Below are 22,696 nucleotides of genomic sequence, written 5' to 3' on the forward strand. Positions count from 1 at the left end.
TTATGGCGGCGCTTAGCAAAAAGAATTTCCGCCTGTGGGGATATGGGAAGGTGTTTGTGTTGTTTGCCGGATGCCTGCTCTTTTCCGTCAGCGGCCGGTTAAACGAAGGGATTTATTTTGAACAGCATATTTTATCGGCGGTATCCGATCACTATTATTTGACCTGTTTTTTGCTTCCGGTTTTACTGTTAAGCTGTTTTTCCTTTTTGGAGGATGACGGGGAAAATGTGATTTTGCGTTTTCAAAGCTATCATTCCTATTTTTATAGAAAATGGCTGGGAACAGGGGGGATTGTCCTTTTGCTGATCGCTGTCCAAAGCGCGGCGGTTCTTTTATCCGGCATGGGGCTTCCCGGGGGAAATGGGTGGGAATTACCCGAAGGAGCGGCGGGTGCAGAGCTGTTTTTTGTGCTGCGGCAGTATTTTTCCACCCCGGTCCAGGCATTTGCGGCATTCTCTGCCTGTCAGTTTTTCGGAGGCTGGATGATAATCGGGTTTTGCATGTGGATTGGGCATTTCGGGGGGCGGAAATGGTCAGTCAGGGTGATTCTTGCCCTTTACATTCTCTCGGTTCTGTGGATGAAGATTCCGGCTGTCCGCAGCCTGCCGCTGACGGGCTTTAATCATTTGCTGATACTGCACCATAATTTGGGGACGCATCACCGTTTTGCTGTCACAGGAATTACATTATTGCTGTTTGCCATCATCATTACTGTAACGGTGCGGTTTGGATGGCGGGGGCGTATATCCCTCCCGCGGCCGCGGATATCAGGCATGACAGCCTGTTATCTCCGCGAATTGGCGGCGCGGCAGAAGTTACTGGCTCTTTTTGCGGTTGTCCTGGTAATAACGCTGTACAAGGCCGGGGCAGGCTTTCGGTTACAATCCGGGCAGGAATGGGTATATTCTCTGTTTGCCGGGCATGGGACAGGCTGTTTCCGGGTGTTCCCATTCCTTGAAATGCTGATTGTAAACGGTGCGCCGCTGTATCTTCTGGCGGCATTCCTGGAATGGACGGCAAGCGGCCAGTCCTATTTTATTTCCGTCCGGGCGGAAAGCCGAAGGAAGCTGCTGAGTGGAATTCTGTGGGCCGGCACAGGTTTTCTCGTTGCCTATGCGCTTCTTTGGTTTGCTGCGGGGCTTTTTGGAATATTTTTCTTTGGATATGCAGACGGGATTACGGCGTGGAAAATGCTGCTGTATGCTGTTATTATGAAATTCCTTGATACTATGGGACAGTATCTTGTCATGATGTGTGTTTATGCCGTTTCAAGACAGGTTACAATCGGTTTTCTGGTTTTGGCTGCGGGAAATCTGCTCTGTGTTGTGCCCGGACAATGGGTATCTTATCTGCCCTTCGGCCTTTCAGGCCTGACACGGATTGCGGAATTAAATTCCGGTGCCGGGCTCCCTGCCGCAGCGGCACTGGGGACGGAGGCTATTGTTATCATGCTGACGCTTGGGTGGCTCTTGACATTCGGCAGTAAGAAAATATTGGTTTAGGAGGAACCGTTATGAGCTCATATATTGAATTAAGGAAGGTATCAAAAAGCTTCGGACACAGGAGGATTCTCCGGGAGGTATCGTTGGCTGTGGAGCGCGGAAAAACGGTTGGCTTTGTGGGCGCCAACGGCAGCGGAAAATCAGTGCTGTTCAAAATATTGTGCGGCTTCGAAAAACCGGATAAGGGAGACATCTATGTGCGCGGCAGGCAGCTTGGAAAGAATGGCCGGGATTTCCCGGACAATATGGGGGTATTCATTAACTCGCCCGGTTTTATCGGCATTTACAGCGGTTTCCAGAACCTGAAATTCCTGGCTGATATTCAGGGCAGGATAGGCGAAGAGGAAATTGCAGAAGCCATGGACAAGGTGGGGCTTGATCCATCGGATAAGACAAAGGTTGATCACTATTCCCTTGGCATGAAACAGAAACTGGGACTGGCACAGGCCATTATGGAGGGACAGGATATTTTGATCCTGGATGAACCGTTTAATGCCCTGGACTATAAGACGTATGAGGATGTCAGGACAATTATCCGTATGCTGAAAGCGGAGGGCAAAACGATTTTCCTCACGTCCCACCGCTATAAAGACATTGAACAGCTGTGCGATCAGGTATATTCCATTGAAGGCGGCCGGTTGATGCCCATTACCGGGGAGCTGGCGGAACAATACCGTCAGGCGGAGTAAATGCGGCTGCCCTGACTTTATTGGCGCCGCAGTAAATCCCGTAGCCTGAATATGACGGATACTTATCTATTTGGTACTGTAAAAGAGAGGAAGCGCCGCCTGATTTAAAGTACAATTATGGATGCACAGGCAAAGGGGCCGCTGAAGAAAACATCCGTTCCGCCACGGCGGCTGCCCGGACCCGAAAGAAAAAAGCAAATAGCTAAACAGGAGGGTTACAATGGATTTACCTTTTCGGATTGAGAAAAAAGAAAGCTTCCGCACCGTAGGTTACAAAATTCAGACAACGAACAGGAGAGGCGAAGGGAGAAAAGCCATCCCGGCCCTCTGGACCTGGTTTAAAACAGAAAACCTTGACAAACCGTTACAGGCGCTGTCAAATCAAAAGCAGCAGGGCCTGCTCGGAATAAATATTTATAATACGGACGAAACAGATCCCCGTAAATTTGAGTATCTGATCGCAGTATCAAGTGACAAAGATACGCGAAACGATATCACAGAATACGCCATACCGGCCATGACATGGGCAATTTTCCCCTGCACGCTGGAAACCATCGGAAAAACGGAAGCCATGGCAATCACAAAATGGCTGCCCAAATCCAAATACCGGCCCTTAAATAAAGGCTACCTTACAGGCAGAATGAAATCAGGAGCGCCGGATATCGAATACTATGGAAAGGACGGCCTTGTCGAGATTTGGATTGCAGTGAAAGAAACGGCCTGAACAGGCAGGATAAACGCATCAGCGCAGGCAACGTCCTTCCCGCCGTCCGGGCTGCGGCTGCCGGCCTTCTTTTTTCCCGGCAGGATGGGGGTGTGGTCTGAGTCAGTTTCAAAAACGGGGTATTTCTAACTGTTCCGGGAAACCAGAATTCTGCCAACGCGGCCGGAACTCCTCACGCAGCGACTAGCGTCTGCTGCGTTCGTCAGACAGGCCGCTAGGGACGGCAAAATTCCGGCCTCCCGGGACAGTAAGAAATATCCGCCGTTTTTTCTTATGGCTCGGCCCACACCCCCATCCTGCCCGGAAAAAAGAAGGCCGGCAGCCGCAGCCCGGACGGCGGGAAGGACGTTGCCTGCGTTGATGCGTTTATCCTGCCTGCTCACGATATAAAGCCCGTTCAACGGCTTAAGGAAGCGGTATTGCAGGCCTGCCTGCGGAAAAAAGAGGCATAAAATGAAATATGAAATACGTGAACTGGAAGCATTTTCAGTCATTGGACAGGAAATCCAGCTTACCGGATGGCTTTATTCTGAAAGAAATCCAGCCCCACCAATACCTGGTGGCAGAACATACCGGCGCGATGAACAGAATCTATGACACCTATGAAGAACTTTACAGAAATCTCCTGCCCAATATAAAGTACGAGCCCCTGCCGACAGGCCGAATTTATAAATGTGCGCCCCCAGACTCCTTTAAGAACGCTCACATAACCCATAAAACAATACGGGTATGGACTTGACAAAAGCCCATTCATTCATTATAGTAAAAAATAAATTGGCCACCCCGAAATTACAGGGTTCAGCCGCCATAATATCAAAGATAATGAAAAAGAGGAGTAAGCATCCCCCCTTCACAGAGAAGAACGTCCTGGCGCAATCCCCGCTGATTAAATATTAATCAACGACATACAAAATCCAAGCCAGGCTGGAAGACGTTCAGAAGAAAGGAATGCCGAAGGTAGCTTTGGAATCGGACCCCCAAAAGCAGACCCCATAAATTCTGCCCATTAAGGCCTCCCGCCTCATCCCCGTTAAAAGATGCCAAAGGCCAGGAAACCAAACGCAGGCCGGAACCCAGGATTTTTACCGCAACAGCAAAAATCCCCCTGCCCCCCTGAGCGTCTCATTCCCTACACCAGACGCCCCAAGTTTCCCGGTGAACAAAGGTGGTACCGCGTTAACAACGCCCTTTGCCGAACTAACCCGGCAGAGGGCTTTTTTATGTACCTTAAGGCATATTCACACGATTCTGCCCTTAACCTCCGCGGCCACTACCCTAGGGCTTTCCCGCAGTCCTGCCCGGTGTCCTGGTTCCCTGCGGGGTGCGGACGGGGGAGTGCCTGTGAGCTTTGAAAAAATGGAGTTATTTCTTACCGCTTCCTTTTCCCATTCTGATCCCGCCCCTAATGGCGCTGTCTGACGAACCCAGACAACTGAAGCTGCCTGCAGCGAAAGTTGCCCTGGGTGAGGAGTTCTGCGCCATGTTGGGAGCAGAATGGGAAAAGGAAACGGTTAGAAATACCCCATTTTTGAAAGCGAACACGCACCCCCCGCCCGCACCCCGCAGGAAACCAGGACGCCGGGCAGGACTGCGGGAAAGCCCGTCCCCCCACACAAAATAAAGGCCCGCAGGAGCGGGCGGATAGGAGTAATTATGAGTAAGGAACTGGCGAAAACCTACGATCCTCATGGCATTGAGGACAGACTTTATGAAAAGTGGATAGCAAAGAAATATTTCCATGCAGAGGTGGACAGAAGCAAAAAGCCCTTTACCATTGTAATGCCGCCCCCGAATATCACGGGACAGCTGCATATGGGACACGCCTTGGACAATACCATGCAGGATATCCTGATCCGTTTTAAGAGGATGCAGGGCTATAATGCGCTGTGGCAGCCGGGAACGGATCATGCCAGCATCGCAACGGAAGTGAAGATCATTGAAAAATTAAAGGAAGAAGGCATTGACAAGCACGACCTGGGAAGGGAAAAATTCCTGGAGCGCGCCTGGGAATGGAAAAAGGAATACGGCGGCAGGATCACAAGCCAGCTCCGTAAGCTTGGCTCCTCCTGTGACTGGGACAGAGAGCGCTTCACCATGGACGAAGGCTGCAATAAAGCCGTAACCGAAGTGTTCTGCAAAATGCATGAAAAGGGCTGGATCTATAAAGGCAGCCGTATCGTAAACTGGTGCCCGGTATGCAATACCTCCATTTCCGATGCGGAGGTGGTTTACGAGGAGCAGGCGGGCCACTTCTGGCACATCAAATACCCGCTCATAGATGAAAACGGCGCGCCCAGCACTACGGAGTTCCTGGAGTTCGCAACCACCCGTCCGGAAACCATGCTGGGTGATACTGCTGTGGCGGTCAATCCTGAGGATGAAAGATATACGTCCCTCATCGGCAGGAAGGTGCTGCTGCCCCTGATGAACCGGGAAATCCCCATCGTGGCGGATTCCTATGTGGATATGGAATTCGGTACCGGCGTGGTTAAGATCACCCCGGCTCATGACCCTAACGACTTTGAAGTAGGAAAGCGCCATAACCTGCCTGAAATCAATATTTTGAACGATGATGCCACCATCAATGAAAACGGAGGCAAATTCGCGGGCATGGATCGTTATGAAGCGAGAGCCGCCATCGTGAAGGAGCTTGACGAAATGGGACTCCTGGTGGGAATCGAAGACTATTCCCATAATGTAGGCACCCATGACCGCTGCAAGACCACGGTGGAGCCGCTGATTAAAAAGCAGTGGTTCGTAAAAATGGACGAGCTGATCAAGCCCGCTGTGGAGGGCGTGAAAAACGGCGATATCCGGCTGATTCCGGAACGCATGGACAAAACCTATTATAACTGGACCGATAACATCCGCGACTGGTGTATTTCCAGACAGCTCTGGTGGGGACACCGTATACCGGCTTATTACTGTGACGAATGCGGTGAAATCGTGGTGGCTAAGGAAGCGCCTTCGGTTTGCCCGAAGTGCGGCTGCACCCACCTGACCCAGGATCCGGATACGCTGGATACCTGGTTCTCCTCCGCGCTGTGGCCCTTCTCTACGCTGGGCTGGCCGGATAAAACGGAGGATCTGGATTATTTTTATCCTACGGACGTGCTGGTTACCGGCTACGATATCATTTTCTTCTGGGTTATCCGCATGATCTTCTCCGGCTATGAGCAGATGGGTGAAAAACCCTTTTCCACCGTCCTGTTCCACGGCCTTGTCAGGGATTCCCAGGGCAGGAAGATGTCCAAGTCCCTGGGCAACGGCATCGATCCGCTGGAGATCATCGACCAGTACGGCGCGGATGCGCTGCGCCTTACCCTGATTACGGGAAATGCGCCCGGAAACGATATGCGCTTCTACTATGAGAGAGTGGAGGCCAGCCGTAATTTTGCCAATAAGGTATGGAATGCTTCCCGTTTCATCATGATGAATATGGACGGCAAGACCATCCCTCAGGATGCGGACAGGCATCTGCAGCCGGTGGATAAATGGATACTTTCCAAGCTGAACAATGTGGTGAAGGAAGTTACCGACAACATGGAGAACTTCGAGCTGGGCATCGCTGTCCAGAAGGTATATGACTTCATCTGGGATGAGTTCTGCGACTGGTATATTGAAATGGTGAAGCCCAGGCTGTATGACACAGACGATGCGGACAGCCAGGGAGCGGCCCTGTGGACGCTGAAAAATGTGCTTCTTAACGCGCTGAAGCTGCTGCATCCCTTCATGCCCTTCGTGACGGAAGAGATTTTCTGCACGCTCCAGGACGAGGAAGAATCCATCATGATTTCAAAATGGCCCGAATACCGCGCGGACTGGAATTATGCGGCGCAGGAGAAGGATATTGAAATCATCAAGGAGGCCGTAAGGGGCATCCGTAACGTGAGAAGCAATATGAACGTGCCGCCCAGCAAAAAGGCGCATGTTTATGTAGTAAGCGACAAGGAGGATATCACCCGGGCATTTACCGAAGGAAAGCTGTTCTTCGCTTCCCTTGCCTATGCCTCCCAGGTAACCGTCCAGGTGGACCGGACAGGCATTGCGGACGATGCGGTTTCCGTTGTGATCGCAGGGGCCACCTGCTACATCCCCTTTGCGGAGCTGGTGGATATCGCCCAGGAAATCGAAAGACTGGAAAAAGAGGAAAAGAAGCTGCAGGGTGAGCTGGCGCGTGTCAACGGCATGCTGAGCAATGAAAAATTCCTGTCCAAGGCGCCGGAAAGCAAAATCGCTGAGGAAAAGGAAAAGCTGGAAAAATACACACAGATGATGGCACAGGTAAAAGAACGTCTGGGCGCCCTGAAAAAATAAGCGGCAGACGGTACCGTGCAGGGTATCATGGATTTACAGGGCGGAAGCAGGGTGCGCATAGTGCGCAGGGCTGTTTTCCGCCCCCTTGCTTGAAGCCGCACAGGCGGCCCTGTGCAGTGTGGGCGCTGCGGTTTCGGAGTACGGGCCGTCCTAAAGAAATACACGAGGCAGAAGATAATGATGGAAAAAAAGAGCTATACCTACGAGGAGGCAGTGGTTTATGCCCTGCAGATCCCCAAATTTACGAAGAAAAATACACCTGAGGACACCCGAAGGTTTTATGAATATCTGGGAAGGCCGGGCGAACGGTCGGGCCTGATCCATGTGGCGGGAACAAACGGAAAAGGATCAGTATGTTCCTATATTAATGCTGTTTTAAGCGGCGCGGGCCGGAGGACCGGCCTTTTCACCTCCCCGCATCTGGTGGATGTGAGGGAGCGCTTCCGGCTCGACGGGGAAATGATCTCCAAAGAGGAATTTGCCCGCTGTTTTAATCAGGTGATGGACAGCGTAAAGGCCTTTTGTGAAAAAAATCATGAGGAATACCATCCCACTTTTTTTGAAATGCTGTTTTTCATATCCATGCTTTGGTTTCAGGAAAAACGGGCAGACTATATTATACTGGAAACGGGAATGGGCGGACGCCTGGACGCTACCAATGTTATCGAGAAACCGCTGGTTACGGTCATCACCCGCATCGGCCTTGATCATACGGAATATCTGGGAAATACGAAGGCCGAAATCGCCGCGGAAAAGGCCGGAATTATTAAAAAAGGCGTCCCTGTCGTATTTTGGGAGCAGGAAGAAGAGGTAAACGAGGTTATTGTCAAAAAGGCCCGTGAAATGTCGGCGGAAGTGATTCCTGTGTCAGAAAAACAAGTTGTTTTATTTAAATTTAAGAATAAAAGCGTTGATTTTTCCATGCGCTCTGGGTATTATGAATATATTAGGGCCAGCCTGTCAACCAGGGCAGTTTACCAGAAGGAGAACGCCGCGCTGGCCGTTTGCGCTCTGGAGGTGCTCTCACGAAGCTGCCCGATTACCAGGCAGCAGGTTGAAAACGGGCTGTCGCAGGCAAAATGGGAAGGCCGGATGGAAGAAGTCCTGCCTGGTGTATTCATTGACGGCGCCCATAATGAAGATGGTATGCAGGCTTTTCTGGAAAGCGTCCGGGAGGACGGCTGCCGTGGGAAAAGGCATCTGCTGTTTTCCGCTGTGGCGGACAAGCGGGTGGAGCCGATGGCACAGCGTATTGTGGACAGCGGGCTTTTTGAGGATGTGGCCATTGCAAGGCTGGACAGCGCAAGAAGCCTGACGGAGGAACAGCTGGATTCGCTCTGGAGCGGAAGGAACCAGGTAAGGCTCTATCACAGCCCGGAGCAGGCCATGGAGGCGCTGCTGGAAAAGAAGCGGCCTGAGGACGAGGTCTATGCCGCAGGGAGCCTGTATCTGGCCGGCCAGTTGAAAGCATACCTTGAGAAAAGAAAACAGAAGCAGCAGCTGTAAGAAAGCGCACGGCTGCAGCAGCTTTCCATATCCGGTGCGGATGCGCCGGCAGAATGAGGTGTTTTTATGATGATAGATTTTGAGGAAGAACTGAAGAAATTTCATCCCAGCCTTGAAGTAGACGAGGTGGAGGAAGCCATATATAACCATGATTTAACGGACCTGACAGACCTGCTGGTGGAAATCGAAAAGAACAGGAAACCAGCAAAGAGCACAGAGGAATAGAGGATTGCCGTTATGAATTGTTATAATTGTGGCGCAGAGCTTACGGAACACGATTTCTGTACGAACTGCGGCGCCGATGTGGCGCGGTATAAGAAGGTCGTCAGCGTATCCAATTTTTACTATAATGATGGTCTGGAGAAAGCGAACGTACGGGATCTTTCAGGCGCAGTTGTAAGCCTGACGGAATGTCTGAAACTGAATAAGATGAATATTGAAGCGAGGAACCTTCTGGGACTCGTATATTTTGAGATGGGTGAAACCGTGGATGCCCTCAGCGAATGGGTCATCAGCAAGAATCTCCAGCCGGAGAAGAACATTGCCGACGCCTATATCGAAGCTGTGCAGAACAGCCCCAGCCAGCTGGAAAACCTGAACCAGGCGATTAAGAAATACAACCAGGCCCTGGTGTACTGCAGGCAGGGGAGCCTGGATCTGGCGTTGATCCAGCTTCGCAAGGTGCTCTCCATCAATTCCAAATTCCTGCGCGCCCATCAGCTTCTGGCCCTTCTTCATATGCATAATGAGGATTGGGACAAGGCGAAAAGGGAGCTTGTGAAGTGCAGCAGGATTGATGTGGGCAACACCATGACGCTTCGTTACATGAAGGAGGTCAACGCCGCCCTGAATGTGGACGAAGGCGTGAAAAATGTCCACAAGGCCGCGAAAACTGAGGATGTTATCAAATATCAGAGCGGAAACGAAACCATCATCCAGCCTCTTGCCGTAAAGGAACCGAAAAAGAACTATACCGGACTTCTTTATCTGCTTGGCGGTGTGGCAATCGGCCTGGCTGTTTCCCTGACCCTGATTCTTCCCGGCAGGCTCCAGAGCCTGAAGGCCCAGCTGAACGAAGAAAGCAGAAGTATCGGCGAGCAGCTGGATAAGAAAAATGCAGAGCTTACGGATATGCAGAAGCAGCTGGATACCCTGACTGCAAAGAATGATGAACTGAATTCGGAGCTGGAGGTCTATGCAGGTAAGGACGGTACGCTGCAGACTGTTGAGGATCTGCTGAATGCGGCATATACCTACCTGGATACGCCGGAGGATATGGAGAAGATATCCCAGGCGCTGGAAGGAATCGATAAGGAAGCCATGCAGTCCGATACGATTTCCGAGGCATATAAGAATCTGTATGCCAAGCTGCTGGAGACTGTGGGCCCCAAGATTAGCGAGGCTTACACGAACAGCGGGAATAAATCCTACAAGGCGGGAGATTACGAGAACGCCATCCTGGATTTGGAAAAGGCATTTTCCTACGATGAAACCAATGGGGACGCCCTTTTTATCCTGGGCAACGCCTATAAGAAAAAAGGCGACAGCAAGAACGCCGCCAAAATATACAACCAGGTAATTGAGCAATTCCCGAATACGGAAAAGGCCCGCCGGGCCAAGGACTATCTGAAGGAGCTGGAATCCTGAGCCGTTTTTGAAACGGCGGATGCCGAACTCCAGGATGAAAAAATAGATATCCAATTAAATATCACTTACAAAAGAGAACTTTCATGGACGCACGGCCACTGGCCGGATGCGTATGCATGAGGTTCTCTTTTTTTAACGCCGGTCAGACGGGGTTCTGGCAGTAACTGTGAGAAAGGAGAAACATATGGAGGAGGATTTTAAGTCAATGAATAGCAGGGAGAATGAACAGCTGAAGGTGACCAGCCAGGCCGAGGTGGCGGACGCTGCAAGGATGGCGGGCGATTATCAAATTATTGATAACTATCTGTGCATCCGGATGCCGGAGGAGGTGGATCACCACCGTTCCGATGAAATCTGTAAAAATGCGGACCACTATATCCTGGAATCCCAGGTGGGCAATGTGGTCTTTGATTTTGAGGACACCCATTTTATGGACAGCTCAGGAATCGGCATTCTCATTGGAAGATACAAGCTCATTTCCTGCTTCGGAGGAAAGGTTTTTGTGCTTCATGCGGGCAGGCAGATCCGGCGTATGCTCCAGCTTGCCGGGCTGGACAGAATTGTGGAAATCATGGAATGAAACATTCAATCAACGGCGGCTGCCCTGCATTTTGCAGCTGCTTTGGGATTACATTTTGCAGATGCCGCCAGACGGCAGAATGGAGGAGAAATGAACAACGAAATGAAATTGGAATTTGACGCGGTTTCGGAAAATGAGGGGTTTGCCAGAGTGGCCGTAGCCGCCTTCATCACACCGCTTGATCCTACACTGGAGGAGGTGGCGGACATAAAAACCGCAGTGTCCGAAGCGGTCACTAACGCCATTATCCACGGCTATGCGGGCTGGTCCGGGGATGAGCCGGGCAAGGTGGAGGTCAGATGCTGCCTGCGGGGAGATGTTTTACATATCGAAATCGAAGATAAGGGCAGAGGGATTGCGGATGTGGAGCAGGCCATGGAGCCGCTGTTTACCACCAGGCCGGATATGGACCGTTCCGGTATGGGTTTTGCCTTCATGGAGGCCTTTATGGACGATTTGGATGTGACAAGCGAGCCGGGAAGAGGAACTCTTGTAAAAATGGAAAAGAAGCTGGGAACTCTTTCCTGGTCGGAAGATGAGGAGTAGTGCATGGAGGAAATATCAGTACTGATTGCACAGGCGCAGGCCGGGGATAATTCGGCCAGAGAAGTACTGATAGAGAAAAACCTGGGACTCGTTCATCACATCGTGAAACGCTTCTCAGGCCGGGGATACGATATGGAGGATCTGTTCCAGATTGGGACCATAGGGCTGATCAAGGCAATAGATAAGTTTGATCTGTCCTTTGACGTCCGTTTTTCCACCTATGCGGTCCCCATGATAAGCGGTGAAATCAAACGGTTTCTGCGGGATGACGGTCTTGTTAAGGTGAGCCGTACCCTGAAGGAAAACGGTTGGAAGATAAAGCAGGCCGCGGAGCGGCTGGGCCATCAGTACGGCAGGGACGCCACACTGGAGGAAATTTCAGGGGAAACGGGCATTGCCAAGGAGGATATCGTCATGGCTATGGAGGCCAATGTGGAGGTGGAATCTATTTATAAGACCATTTACCAGTCTGACGGCAATGAGGTACAGCTTCTGGACAAGGTGGCGGCGGGAGACTGCCAGTCAGGCTGCCTGGACGAAGAAAAGGAAAAGCTTCTGGATCATATGCTTCTCAACCAGCTGCTGGACAGCCTGAGCGAGACGGAGCGTGAGCTGATTGAGATGCGCTATTTCCAGGACAAGACCCAGACTGAGGTGGCCGGGGTCCTGGGAATCAGCCAGGTACAGGTGAGCAGGCTGGAGAAAAAAATATTGCTGCGCATGCGGGAGCAGCTGGTGTGCTGAAAATTCATTGATCAGGATTTCGGCAGGGTATATAATAAAGTCAAACAGGGTAACCGTTCGGTTCTTTCACGGTTACCTGAGCTGGTACTTTTGTCTGTGGGATGAATTTTTAAATATGCACTGAAAGAAAGAGGCACATATGAAAAAATGGATTAGAATTCTGGTTCCCCTGTGCGCAGTTGTTGTCCTTATCGTGGCCTGCGTAAATCTGGGCGGTATTTTTGTGGAATACAGCAAGGGAGCGGCGGAATATAAGGAGCTACAGGAATATGTGAATACGGATGCGGCGGCCGCTGCGGAAACGGTGACGGATGCGCCTGAGGATGATTTTTTTATGCCGGAGATAGATTTTGAAGCGCTGAAGGATAAAAATCAGGACTTCAGATACTGGCTATATATCCCGGCCCTGGAACTGAATTATCCGGTGGTCCAGGGGGCGGATAATGAGGCGTATCTTTATAAGACCTTTGAGGGTGAGAAGAACAGCGCAGGCTGCATATTTATGGATGCCGGCAATTCGCCGGATCTGTCGGACAGGAATACGGTGATTTACGGGCATAACATGAAGAACCGCACCATGTTCGGATCCCTGAAGAAGTTTATCCAGGAAGAGGGGATGGCCGACGGGAATCCCTGGTTTTATCTCTATACGGAAGATAAAGCGGTCAGATACCGGATTATTTCCTATTATACGACGGTAAGCGGCAGCGATACCTATCAGTCCGTTTATACGGACGAGGATTATGACAGCTATCTGGATATGATACTTCGGAAATCGCTTTTTAAAGGATATCAGGAAGCGTCCACGCAGGGAAGGCCGGATATGGTTACGCTGTCCACCTGCCACGGAAAAGCCGGCGGCACGGGGCGGTTTGTCGTGCATGGCGTGGTTGATGAAGTCAGGCAGATGAAGTAAGAGAAGTAAGACAGATAAAGATAGATGAAGTGAAACAGATGAAGCCAGACAGATGAAATGAAACAGATGAAGCCGCCGGGAAAACAGGCGCGGACCCGGACGCCGGCAGGCATGAGCCGGGTCCGGGGCTGTAATTTCCGGAGCCGCAATAAAAAGTGCAGCTGTTCTGTCACTTCACAATTATTAAATAGTTACATAAAGTAATAAAATTTAAAAATATACTTGCTTTTTTAACTGTATGGGTGTAGTATGAAGTTAGATAAATCATCATACATCATTTAATCATCATATACATCTAATTTAACACTTGGCAAACTTATTGAAAGATAAGGACGCAAAGCTACAGGGCCTTCCCTCTATAAGAGGTTGGCAGCCAGTTGCCTGATACATAGTAAAAGCGTATGTATTTGCAATGATAGCCTTGGTCTCCTTACAGACGCAAGACTATTTTTTTTACTATCAGGCCTTTGCACTTGAAAAAGGCGTGAAAACTACATTTGGCAAACTTATTGAAAAGTAAGGACGCAAAGCTACAGGGCCTTCCCTTCAGAAAGGATGGCAGCCAGCTGCCGGTACCGCATGGTACTGTAAGATAATCGAAGGATTATCACTACTTTTAAATAACCGAATATGCCTAGTAGTTTTCCATCATTTTTCAATCGACACGATTTGAAAGGATGAAGGAAAATGAAGAAAGCAATCATCACCATATTAGCAGTTTTAACAGTTATCGTAACAACAATGGCACCCGCATCCACAATGAAAGCGGAAGCAGCAACAGCAGATCAGACAATGACAATGAATGCAAGACTTCTTGCAGATATCAATAATTTGAGAGCAGAGCAGGGACTTCCCGCACTGACACTTGACAATGAATTAAACAGCTTCGCAGCAGTAAGAAGTGAAGAAATCACATCTCTTTGGAGCCATACCCGTCCCGATGGAACAAGTGGATGCGATATGATAAGCTCCAACAAATGGCGCGGCGAGAACCTTTCCTATATTACATACGGAAGCTTCGGTTTTTCAGAGCAAGAACAGAACACCGCAGCAGACAGCGTATTCGCAAGCCTGAAGGCAAGCCCTTCACATTACAGCAACATGGTAAGCGGCAACTATACTAAGATTGGTATCTATACATATATTACCAACACCGGTTCCGGCGTTAAGCTTTCCACCGCTTACATGTTCTCCAACTAAGACAACTACTTAATTTTGATAGATGATATGATGATGATTGGAAAAGCAGCAGTTTGATCAACTGCTGTTTTTTCATGGGCAAAATTTTTTCATCACTGGATTTTCAGGAGAATGAGTATAAAAAAGAAAAATCTCCATATTACTAACGTGTGAATGAATCAGCGAAATTATGGAAATGAAAGGCCGGATTGTACAGGCGGGAAGCGCAGCGATCCCGACGGACGTAAAAGACCGGCCGGAAAGGCGGCGGTATGGCATCACAGGAAACTTTATACCTGAAGCTGGAACGGAATGTGGAGGTAGAAAAGGAGGATGTGCAGCTTTCTGATTTAGGAAAGCTGGTATGTGCGAATAAGGATATCCTGGCTCACGCAAAAGCCATGAAGATATATAAATTCAGGGACACCAAGCCTCAGCGCCAGGTGGTTAGCGTGATGAAAATCATCGAATCCCTTCAGAAGCTGTATCCGGAGCTGACTGTGGAAAACCTGGGCGAGACGGATATCATTATGGAACGGGTCAGGGTGAAACGGGAAAAGGGGCCGGCGCAGTGGCTGAAGATTGCGTTCGTCTGCCTTATCTGTTTTTTTGGAACGGCCTTTACCATCATGGCTTTTCATAATGATATCGGGATCAATAAGGTATTCATGAAGGTTTATGAAATGATAGCGGGAGAAGCGTCAGACGGTTTTACCATACTGGAGGTGGCATACTCCATAGGGCTTGCCATTGGGATTATCGTATTCTTCAACCATATCGGCGGGAGAAGGATTACAAAGGATCCCACGCCTATCGAGGTGGAAATGCGCATATATGAGGATGACGTGAACAATGCGTTGGTGGAAACTGCGGACAGGGAGGGAAAGACCATTGATGTTTCTTAAAAGTGTTTTTATGGCTGTCTTTGGGCTGAGCTTCGGCTTTCTGGTATCCGCAGGGGTATTTACCGTATTGATTTCCGTTGGCCTGGTGCCCCGTTTTGCGGGAAAGACCCATACCAGCAAGAAGGTTTTCCTGTATGAGGAAATGGTAGTGGCAGGCACGCTATTTGGAAATTTTATAAGCGTTTTTGAGTATTCCTGCCATGTGGGGGAATGGGTGCGAAAAGGGCAGGTGTTCGGCTCTTTTACAGACAGCCTGTGGAAATGGATTAGCGCTGCGGCGGTAATCGTATTCGGCGTATTCGCCGGGATTTTTGTGGGCTGTCTGGCGTTGGCTATTGCTGAGATGCTGAATACCATACCTATTTTTGCACGGAGAATCCAGTTCAGGCATGGGCTGGGTTTTGCGGTCCTTTCCGTGGCCCTGGGGAAAATGGTGGGAAGCCTGATCTACTTTTCACAGCAGATTTTCCTCACCGGGGGATGAAGTGCGGCAAACGGTGATGATACGGCTGATTTTTAACGCAGCTGCGGCTATAAGTTAGTGGTTACGGCCTGGTGAAACTGTGGTATACTTTATCTGATAATAGAGTTAGCTGGGGAACGGAAGCTGGATGAGGCAGTGGTCAGTGAAGAAGGGCTTTCCTGCTGCAGCGGCTAAGAAGGGAAGTGTAATGGAAATAAATAATAAGAAAAATCATTTATCCCATATTTTATTCTTTTTCATTATGCTTCTTTTTGCTGCGGGCTTAACTATGAATGTGCTCTTTTGCAGTAATTACAATCTTTATGGATTATCAGGTAAGACCACTGTAATCGAGGCGCGGGCAATTTCAGAAAGTAGCTTCTCCAATGAAGGCGGTGATAAAACCACCTGTTTTAAGACTTCATTTTTGAGCGAAAATAATTCTGATACTGGAATTATAACGAAGAATATATGTCCAATACCTGTAATTGCGGCTATCACACAAGAATTCAGCCTGTTTCTTTTTATTATTTTAGTTTTTCTTTATTTCTTTTCGGCCTTTTTTAGATTATTGCCCGATGAATGGACATTAATTAATCAAAAGGTACGTCTCGACGATTGAATCTATTCCTTTTCAAATCCTTACAAGTGTGCCAGTGATTGTAAGCCATTTTTAGAATCAGATAATGGCTTTCTTTTTGTATGCAAATAGATAGCGGGTATAAGCCATCTGTTTATTATGAGAGTGAATCAAAGCAGATATTGAATTGGAGGAATATGAGTGAAAGAAAAGATATATAAATTATTTCTCGTTTTAGTAGTGAGCCTGTCCCTGGGTTCGAATCCCCTGTTTCAAAATGAGATGCGCAAGTTACTTGAAGCTCTTTCAGGAGTAGATAATACACAGGTAATTCAAGAGCTTGATGAAGAAGAAAAACAAAAAGAGTCCGAAGAAATAAGAAAGTTAAAGCATAGGTTTGAATGGAGCGTTTTTGAATCTGAAAAATGATTAAGGTTGAACCATCGAAATTCCTATAGTAGCATAATACATATGTTTAAGAAAGTGGCGAAGTTTGTAATAAATAGTTAAATGCTTCTCTAAATAGCCTGGGCATATTATATGTCAAATATATTAATGGGGGTTTCAAAATGTGTACAAGTTTTGCAGTATACCATCAGGAAAAAGCTGTTTATGGTATGAATTTCGATACGGATGATATTGATTTAAAATTAAAAATCAGTAGTTACAATGATATGAACCTGTTTTACTTTTCCGCCTTATTGGAAAATAAATACAGGGATATCGCTTATTTTAATAGTGAGGGCCTTTTTATATTAACTCAGGCAGTAGAATATGGTCCGGGTTTCAAAGCAAGTTGTGACGAAAATAATTGGTTTGCTTTTGATATTTTTGATGAGGCGCTAAAGAAAACAAGAAAAGCATTTGAATTTTTTGAGATTCTTAATAAAAGAGTAATCTCATATCCAAGAAATCCATTATTTCCGGCTTTGGGGCTGCATACTATGATTGCTGATAAAACTGGTGATGCATTTATTCTGGAAGAAGGAAATGGTACAAATATAATAAGCCCTGTTCGTAATGATTTCATTGTTATGACCAATTTCCCAAATGGGAAATTTGAGGAAACAAAATATAATGAAGTATATGGCCTTGGTGCTGACAGATATATTTGTGCTTATGAGTATATCCGGAATAATATCCATAGCTTTGGAATAAATGAAGCTTTTGAAATTTTAAATAAAACCAGTCAGAAAAATACTCTGTGCACAATCGTATATGAACCAATAAAGAATGAAATTTATATTAGTTTTAAAAAAGATTTAAGCAAAAAATGGAAAATCTCTGTGACCGACAAAACGATCCAATCAATGGATGGATTTTTAAGCAATAATAAAATCCAACTTACAAATGATGAAGTGCTTGTGAATGATCTTATTAGCTTATATAAGTGAAAACGATTTGATTAAAGGAAGATCGGGCGGGCCACTTTGGGTGTTAATCCTCCTGGAGGATTTTTGATGTATATTTGTGTCAGGTCGCCGGCGGCGGGGAGGAAGGTCCCTTCCGGCTGCGGTAAACAGAAGGGGGCATCCCCAGCTGCTGGGAAAAGAAGCGGTTGAAATGGGATGCGTCGTACATACCGATGCGTTCCGCGATCTGCTCGCAGGTAAGGATGCTGCTGTCTAACAGGAAGCAGGCGTATTCCAGCCGTTTCAGGTTCAGATATTTTATGGGGGTGGTTCCCATGTATTTGCGGAAAATGCGGGTCAGATAGGTATGGCTGACATGGAGGTAGTCCGCCAGCTGTCCGATTGAAATATCCTCCGTAAAATGGTGTCCGATATAATACAGGGCCGCGGTGAGCAGCTCCGGAAGCTGTGGGGATACCTGGGTCTGCGCGGCGTCAAGCAGCTCCATCAGAAACGTATAATATAAGCCGGACAGCTCAAAGGGCGTTGAAAAAACGCCCTTTTTCCTGTTGTGAAGGATGGAAATCAGGCGGCCCAGCGGCGCTTCCGTGTGGGAGACATCAATGGTGTAGATGCGGTGCAGGTGGAAATAGCTGGACAGCTCCTGGCAGCCCGGCACGGATAATTCTATCCAGATGAGCCCCAGCGGCTCCTCGGAGCGGTTGGAGTAGCTGTGGGCTTCCCCGGCGGGGATGATGAAGGCATCCCCCTTTTTCAGAAGATAATTTTCACCCGCAATGTGGAATAGCCCGCATCCGTCAAACAGAAAATGGACGGTAAAATACGGGTAGCTATTGTCCCGGTTGATTTGAAAAAAGGATTCCTGAAAGCCGCAGCCCATACGAACCGCATGGAGAAGAAACGGAAGCCGGGCGCTGTCGGTTTCCGGCGCGCTATAAAGAAAGGAAGGGAAATTGTCACGGTTATCAATTGCGTTCATAGTTTTATCCTGTATATTTTAATATGATATTATCCAGTCTATATAATTTTGCCGGGGCTTGCAAGTCTGATAGTTGCTTTTTTTACAAGAAAAGTGATGAATTTAGGAATTCCGGGCGGCTGCGGGGGACGGTAAAATATTGGTAAACCGGACGGGGCACATATTTTAAAGACAGGATATGGATCAATGGAGGAAGGCCCGGGAAAAGGAGGAATTGGGATATGACGTCGAAAGAGAGAGTGAGAGCGGTTATGGAGCATCGGAAGCCGGATCGGATACCGGCGGCCTTTGAGGCGGTGGGGCCGGTGACGGACAGGCTTCTGAAGCATTATGGTTTTACGGAATACGATCAGCTGCTGGAGAAGTATGAAATAGATATTGTGACAGCTTCCCCCAGATATATCGGGCCGCCGCTGAAAGCCTGGAAAAACGAAAAGGGGGAGCAGGTGGAGCTGTCCTATTGGGGATATGAGACAACGCTGCATACGACGGCCATGGATACCTATGGAACAACCACTTATTTTCCGCTGCACGGCGTGGAGACGGTGGAGGAGGCGGATGCTGTTCCATTCCCTGATCCGGACTGGTTTGACTACAGCGCTGTCAGGGAAGTGTGTGAAAAAAATCCGGATAAGGCCATTATCGTGGGACATGAGGGGCCTTTCCAGATGGTAACCTTTTTGATGGAAATGGATGAGTTTTTCATGCTGATGCTGGATGAGCCGGAGACGGCGCAGCGGATTCTGGATCGGATGAATGAGTTCGAGATGGAATACTACCGCAGGATCTTTGAGGCGGGTGAGGGAAAGGTGGATATCCTGCGCCCTCATGATGACTACGGAACGCAGATTTCTTTGCTGTTTTCCATTGATATGTGGAGGCAGTTCTATAAGGAAAATACTAAAAAACTGGTAAACCTTGCCCATGAGTACGGCGCCTTTTATCAGCAGCATTCCTGCGGGGCCGTGGGGCCGCTCATTCCGGAATTCATCGAATGCGGCGTGGATGCGCTGGAACCGGTGCAGAAGGTGAAGGGGCTGGAGGTGGAGACGCTGGCGGAAAAATACAATGGAAAAATTGTGTTCCACGGCGGTATTGATACCCAGGGGCTGCTCCCTTTCGGAAAACCGGAGGAGGTGAAGCGGGAGGTGCGAAGGTTCATGGATTTGCTGGGGAAGGACGGAGGATATATTCTGATGGCAAGCCAGGGCTTTGAGGGCGATGTGCCCATTGAAAATATTGAAGCGGTTTATTCGGTTGACAGGTCGTGCTGAAACTGAAGCGCTGACAAAAGAACGGCTTATTTGTGGCTGCGGCAGCCATAAATAAGCCGTTTCTCAATGTGCGCCTGACGGCGGACATTTCTTATTATTTTCCGGTCCTGTTATGCAGATCCTTAATCGGAATATTTGCAAACAACGCAGGAACCACGCCGTTGCCGGTTTCGGATTCCGTTTCGGTGATCTGGATATCCAGTCCCTGGGCGTCAATATCCATATATTTGGAAATGACCTGGATGATATCATTTTTAATCTGTTCCATCAGTTCAGGGGAGCAGTTGGCTCTGTCGGAGACCAGTAAAAGTTTTAAACGATCCTTTGCTACCTCGCCGGAACTTTTTTTCCGGAATAAATCCATTAATCTCATGGTAAAGCCCCCCTATTATTTCTTGAACATATCCTTCAGCTTGGACATCATGCCCCTTTTCGCGTCAAGATTTAAAAACGGCACTTCCTCGCCAAGGAGACGCTTGCAGACGTTCATGTATGCCTGTCCCGCCATGCTGCTGGAGCCGACAAGCGGTTCGCCCTGGTTGGTGGATACCACGATCTGTTCATCGTCAGGAACCACGCCGATTAAAGGAAGGGAAAGGATTTCGTTGACATCCTCCACCTTAAGCATGTCACCGCGCTTCACCATATCCATGCGGATCCGGTTGATAATCAGATCAATACGCTGCATTTCATTGGCTTCCAGAAGACCTACGATCCTGTCGGCGTCGCGGATGGCGGAAACCTCAGGCGTGGTTACCACAAATGCGCGGTCAGCGCCTGCAATGGCGTTCTTAAAGCCCTGTTCAATTCCTGCCGGGCAGTCAAGCAGGACATAATCAAAATTTTCCCTCAGTTCATCGATGAGAGCTTTCATCTGTTCCGGGGAAACGGAATCCTTGTCTCTTGTCTGTGCGGAAGGCAGCAGGCACAGATTGGAGTATTTTTTGTGCTTAATCAGCGCCTGGTTTAAGCGGCAGTTGCCTTCCACCACATCAACCAGATTGTAAACGATACGGTTTTCCAGCCCCATAACTACGTCCAGATTCCTTAAACCGATATCGGTATCGATCATGATAACCTTTTTATTAAGCATGGCAAGTCCGGTTCCCACATTTGCTGTTGTTGTGGTCTTGCCAACTCCTCCCTTTCCGGATGTGATAACAATAACTTCACTCATTTAACTAAATCCTCCTGCTAGTTTTCCGAAGGAAAATACGGGCTCTGTGAAAACAGAGGGTTTTCCTTCTGTATGTTAGTTGGAAATCTGGTTGTAACTGTGAGGGTATTGAACAGTTACACCTGGTTTTATAAATTGTTGAAGCACCCTTTTATAACCGGTTCGATACATATATTCCCGTCTTTGGCGGTGGCCAGCTGAGGAGCGTAAGAACCGGCGGCATTCTCCTTTTTCCTGAGTGCGCGGGGGTTCTTTTCTTTGTCCGGGCTTTTGGCGATCAGATCGCCGATCTGCAGCTGGATAGGCTTCATTTCAAGCGCAAAAATAAAACAGTTGCCGGCTCCGGCAGCTCCTGCGCAGGCGTTTCCCTTCAGTGATCCCAGAATAACGATGCTTCCGTGGGAGATAATTTTGGCGCCCGGATTCACATCTCCGATGAGCGTGATGTTGGAATAGCTTTCCAGAACCTGGCCGGAACGCAGGTTGCCTTTGTAAAAATCAGTAGAGGTCTCCTCCGCTGCGACAGCCTGGGGCATTCCCGCATATTCTGCAGCCTCCAGCTGTGTCCTCATCCGTTCCTCCAGGGCGCTGTCGTCATCTACGATGCATGCAATCCGGATGGAGGTGTTTTCCGTAATGGTCTCTATAATCCGCAGCTGTTCATCAGGAGTCAGTACTCTTCCTTCAAAGGAAAGGGCCATTTGGGCATCTTTAAAGAAGTTTCCTGTTTCTTTGAATTTATCTGTGATAAGCTGCAACAGTTCCGGAAAGGGTATGTGATTGTCGAGAATTAGTTTGATTCCGTACTTATTACGTTTAACGATTACTTCTTTTGTCATGTCTGCTCCATTTTATCCAAAAAAGGACTCTTACTTAGCAATTATACTTGTTTTGTCGGAATATGCAAACCATTTTCGCAATTTTTATCAGAAAATGTTGAATTCAGGCAACTGTTCTGTCCCGTCTGCGGCCATGGCGGAAAGCGCGGCTCCCACGGTGTTTTTCCCGGAAGCGAAAATGCGGCTATTTTACCTGATTCGGCATACAATTTACAGAAGAAAGAAAATCCGGCGGCAGGCCAGGCTGCCGCCGGGGAACAAAGTGTGGAGGTTATTATGTGCAGACGAAAATCTACTTATGTTACAGCGATCCTGATACCGCTTGCGGTGGGAGGGCTTTCCGCCCTTTTAAGCAGGAACGGCATGGCGGCGTATCAGACGTTGGAAAAACCGCCGCTGTCGCCCCCGGGAGTGGTGTTTCCCATTGTATGGAGCATTTTGTACATATTAATGGGAATCAGTTCGGCCATGATCTGGTGTTCCGAAAGTCAGGAAAAACCGCAGGCTCTTAAGCTGTATGCGGCGCAGCTTGCGGTGAATTTTTTCTGGAGTATTATTTTCTTTGCCTTTGGCTGGAGGCTTTTTGCCTTTTTCTGGCTGCTGCTTCTGCTGGTGCTTACGGCAAAGATGGTTAAAAGCTTTTACCAGATCGATAAAAAAGCGGCTTATCTTCAGATACCCTACCTGCTCTGGCTTTTATTTGCGGCGTATCTGAATTTTGGGGTATGGATGCTGAACAGGTAAAATGGTATAATA

General features: G+C 48.4%; 25 protein-coding genes and 2 riboswitches. Of the genes, 21 read left to right on the forward strand and 4 right to left on the reverse strand.

The genetic code is table 11. The features are described from left to right. The first annotated feature begins 2 nt into the window (after positions 1–2). The 19 genes from DXC51_RS11255 (at position 3) to DXC51_RS11340 (ending at position 17,692) form a co-directional block, all read left to right on the forward strand. Positions 3–1,502, forward strand: a complete 1,500-nt coding sequence (locus DXC51_RS11255) for a hypothetical protein (protein ID WP_025490657.1) — start codon at positions 3–5, stop codon at positions 1,500–1,502. An 11-nt stretch (positions 1,503–1,513) separates the two neighbouring features. Further along, positions 1,514–2,191, forward strand: coding sequence for an ABC transporter ATP-binding protein (locus DXC51_RS11260; protein ID WP_025490658.1), 678 nt, complete (start codon positions 1,514–1,516; stop codon positions 2,189–2,191). A 220-nt stretch (positions 2,192–2,411) separates the two neighbouring features. After that, positions 2,412–2,915, forward strand: a complete 504-nt coding sequence (locus tag DXC51_RS11265; protein WP_025490659.1) for a GyrI-like domain-containing protein — start codon at positions 2,412–2,414, stop codon at positions 2,913–2,915. A gap of 453 nt (positions 2,916–3,368) precedes the next feature. After that, positions 3,369–3,512, forward strand: coding sequence for a hypothetical protein (locus DXC51_RS30005; protein ID WP_243003183.1), 144 nt, complete (start codon positions 3,369–3,371; stop codon positions 3,510–3,512). Next, positions 3,472–3,654, forward strand: a complete 183-nt coding sequence (locus DXC51_RS30745; RefSeq protein ID WP_408608858.1) for a hypothetical protein — start codon at positions 3,472–3,474, stop codon at positions 3,652–3,654. The genes DXC51_RS30005 and DXC51_RS30745 overlap by 41 nt, the downstream gene beginning before the upstream one ends. 914 nt (positions 3,655–4,568) lie before the next feature. Next, positions 4,569–7,232 (forward strand): valine--tRNA ligase, encoded by a 2,664-nt coding sequence (locus tag DXC51_RS11280; protein WP_025490661.1) that lies wholly within the window; start codon positions 4,569–4,571, stop codon positions 7,230–7,232. 177 nt (positions 7,233–7,409) lie between these two features. Beyond that, positions 7,410–8,738: a bifunctional folylpolyglutamate synthase/dihydrofolate synthase gene (locus tag DXC51_RS11285; RefSeq protein WP_117544576.1), complete on the forward strand. Its 1,329-nt coding sequence runs from the start codon at positions 7,410–7,412 to the stop codon at positions 8,736–8,738. A 66-nt stretch (positions 8,739–8,804) separates the two neighbouring features. Further along, on the forward strand, positions 8,805–8,963 hold the full coding sequence (locus DXC51_RS29510; RefSeq protein WP_021639373.1) for a hypothetical protein: 159 nt from the start codon (positions 8,805–8,807) through the stop codon (positions 8,961–8,963). A 12-nt stretch (positions 8,964–8,975) separates the two neighbouring features. Beyond that, positions 8,976–10,385 carry a tetratricopeptide repeat protein gene (locus tag DXC51_RS11290; protein WP_025490663.1) on the forward strand — a complete coding sequence of 470 codons (1,410 nt, stop codon included), beginning with the start codon at positions 8,976–8,978 and terminating at the stop codon, positions 10,383–10,385. 184 nt (positions 10,386–10,569) lie between these two features. After that, positions 10,570–10,965 (forward strand): STAS domain-containing protein, encoded by a 396-nt coding sequence (locus DXC51_RS11295; protein ID WP_243003184.1) that lies wholly within the window; start codon positions 10,570–10,572, stop codon positions 10,963–10,965. 90 nt (positions 10,966–11,055) lie between these two features. Then, complete coding sequence (gene spoIIAB, locus DXC51_RS11300; RefSeq protein ID WP_021639376.1) at positions 11,056–11,511, forward strand: anti-sigma F factor; 456 nt, start codon at positions 11,056–11,058, stop codon at positions 11,509–11,511. A gap of 3 nt (positions 11,512–11,514) precedes the next feature. Next, on the forward strand, positions 11,515–12,255 hold the full coding sequence (locus DXC51_RS11305; RefSeq protein ID WP_021639377.1) for a SigF/SigG family RNA polymerase sporulation sigma factor: 741 nt from the start codon (positions 11,515–11,517) through the stop codon (positions 12,253–12,255). Between the two features lie 139 nt (positions 12,256–12,394). Continuing rightward, positions 12,395–13,171, forward strand: a complete 777-nt coding sequence (gene srtB, locus DXC51_RS11310) for a class B sortase (RefSeq protein ID WP_021639378.1) — start codon at positions 12,395–12,397, stop codon at positions 13,169–13,171. Positions 13,172–13,470: 299 nt separating this feature from the next. Further along, positions 13,471–13,556: riboswitch (cyclic di-GMP riboswitch) on the forward strand. A 104-nt stretch (positions 13,557–13,660) separates the two neighbouring features. Further along, a riboswitch (cyclic di-GMP riboswitch) is annotated at positions 13,661–13,745 on the forward strand. 113 nt (positions 13,746–13,858) lie between these two features. Further along, on the forward strand, positions 13,859–14,371 hold the full coding sequence (locus tag DXC51_RS11315) for a CAP domain-containing protein (protein WP_025490666.1): 513 nt from the start codon (positions 13,859–13,861) through the stop codon (positions 14,369–14,371). A 251-nt stretch (positions 14,372–14,622) separates the two neighbouring features. After that, positions 14,623–15,255: a stage V sporulation protein AA gene (locus DXC51_RS11320; RefSeq protein WP_025490667.1), complete on the forward strand. Its 633-nt coding sequence runs from the start codon at positions 14,623–14,625 to the stop codon at positions 15,253–15,255. Continuing rightward, entirely contained in the window at positions 15,245–15,739 is a 495-nt protein-coding gene (locus DXC51_RS11325) for a stage V sporulation protein AB (protein ID WP_021639384.1), read from the forward strand. Before DXC51_RS11320 ends, DXC51_RS11325 begins: the two co-directional genes overlap by 11 nt. Before the next feature lie 142 nt (positions 15,740–15,881). Further along, entirely contained in the window at positions 15,882–16,340 is a 459-nt protein-coding gene (locus DXC51_RS11330; protein ID WP_242991236.1) for a hypothetical protein, read from the forward strand. A gap of 159 nt (positions 16,341–16,499) precedes the next feature. Continuing rightward, positions 16,500–16,727: a hypothetical protein gene (locus DXC51_RS11335; RefSeq protein WP_117544577.1), complete on the forward strand. Its 228-nt coding sequence runs from the start codon at positions 16,500–16,502 to the stop codon at positions 16,725–16,727. A 140-nt stretch (positions 16,728–16,867) separates the two neighbouring features. Next, the gene (locus DXC51_RS11340; RefSeq protein ID WP_117544578.1) at positions 16,868–17,692 is read left to right on the forward strand and encodes an Ntn hydrolase family protein; all 825 of its coding nucleotides are present in this window, start codon (positions 16,868–16,870) and stop codon (positions 17,690–17,692) included. Between the two features lie 79 nt (positions 17,693–17,771). On the opposite strand, the gene DXC51_RS11345 is transcribed toward DXC51_RS11340, so the two are convergent. After that, the gene (locus tag DXC51_RS11345; RefSeq protein ID WP_117544579.1) at positions 17,772–18,650 is read right to left on the reverse strand and encodes an AraC family transcriptional regulator; all 879 of its coding nucleotides are present in this window, start codon (positions 18,648–18,650) and stop codon (positions 17,772–17,774) included. A 221-nt stretch (positions 18,651–18,871) separates the two neighbouring features. Between DXC51_RS11345 and DXC51_RS11350 the strand changes: the two genes are divergently transcribed. Beyond that, positions 18,872–19,924 (forward strand): uroporphyrinogen decarboxylase family protein, encoded by a 1,053-nt coding sequence (locus DXC51_RS11350; RefSeq protein WP_021639390.1) that lies wholly within the window; start codon positions 18,872–18,874, stop codon positions 19,922–19,924. A gap of 94 nt (positions 19,925–20,018) precedes the next feature. Here DXC51_RS11350 and minE read toward each other — a convergent pair whose 3' ends face one another. The 3 genes from minE to DXC51_RS11365 all read right to left on the reverse strand — a co-directional run bounded on the left by minE (position 20,019) and on the right by DXC51_RS11365 (position 21,940). Further along, complete coding sequence (minE, locus tag DXC51_RS11355) at positions 20,019–20,297, reverse strand: cell division topological specificity factor MinE (RefSeq protein WP_021639391.1); 279 nt, start codon at positions 20,295–20,297, stop codon at positions 20,019–20,021. 15 nt (positions 20,298–20,312) lie between these two features. Then, a complete protein-coding gene (gene minD / locus DXC51_RS11360) occupies positions 20,313–21,101 on the reverse strand; it encodes a septum site-determining protein MinD (RefSeq protein ID WP_021639392.1) in 789 nt (262 codons plus the stop codon). Positions 21,102–21,229: 128 nt separating this feature from the next. Then, positions 21,230–21,940 carry a septum site-determining protein MinC gene (locus tag DXC51_RS11365; protein ID WP_117544580.1) on the reverse strand — a complete coding sequence of 237 codons (711 nt, stop codon included), beginning with the start codon at positions 21,938–21,940 and terminating at the stop codon, positions 21,230–21,232. Between the two features lie 273 nt (positions 21,941–22,213). Between DXC51_RS11365 and DXC51_RS11370 the strand changes: the two genes are divergently transcribed. Beyond that, positions 22,214–22,684 carry a TspO/MBR family protein gene (locus tag DXC51_RS11370; protein WP_408608859.1) on the forward strand — a complete coding sequence of 157 codons (471 nt, stop codon included), beginning with the start codon at positions 22,214–22,216 and terminating at the stop codon, positions 22,682–22,684. Positions 22,685–22,696 lie beyond the last annotated feature (12 nt).

The organism is Eisenbergiella massiliensis (assembly GCF_003435485.1).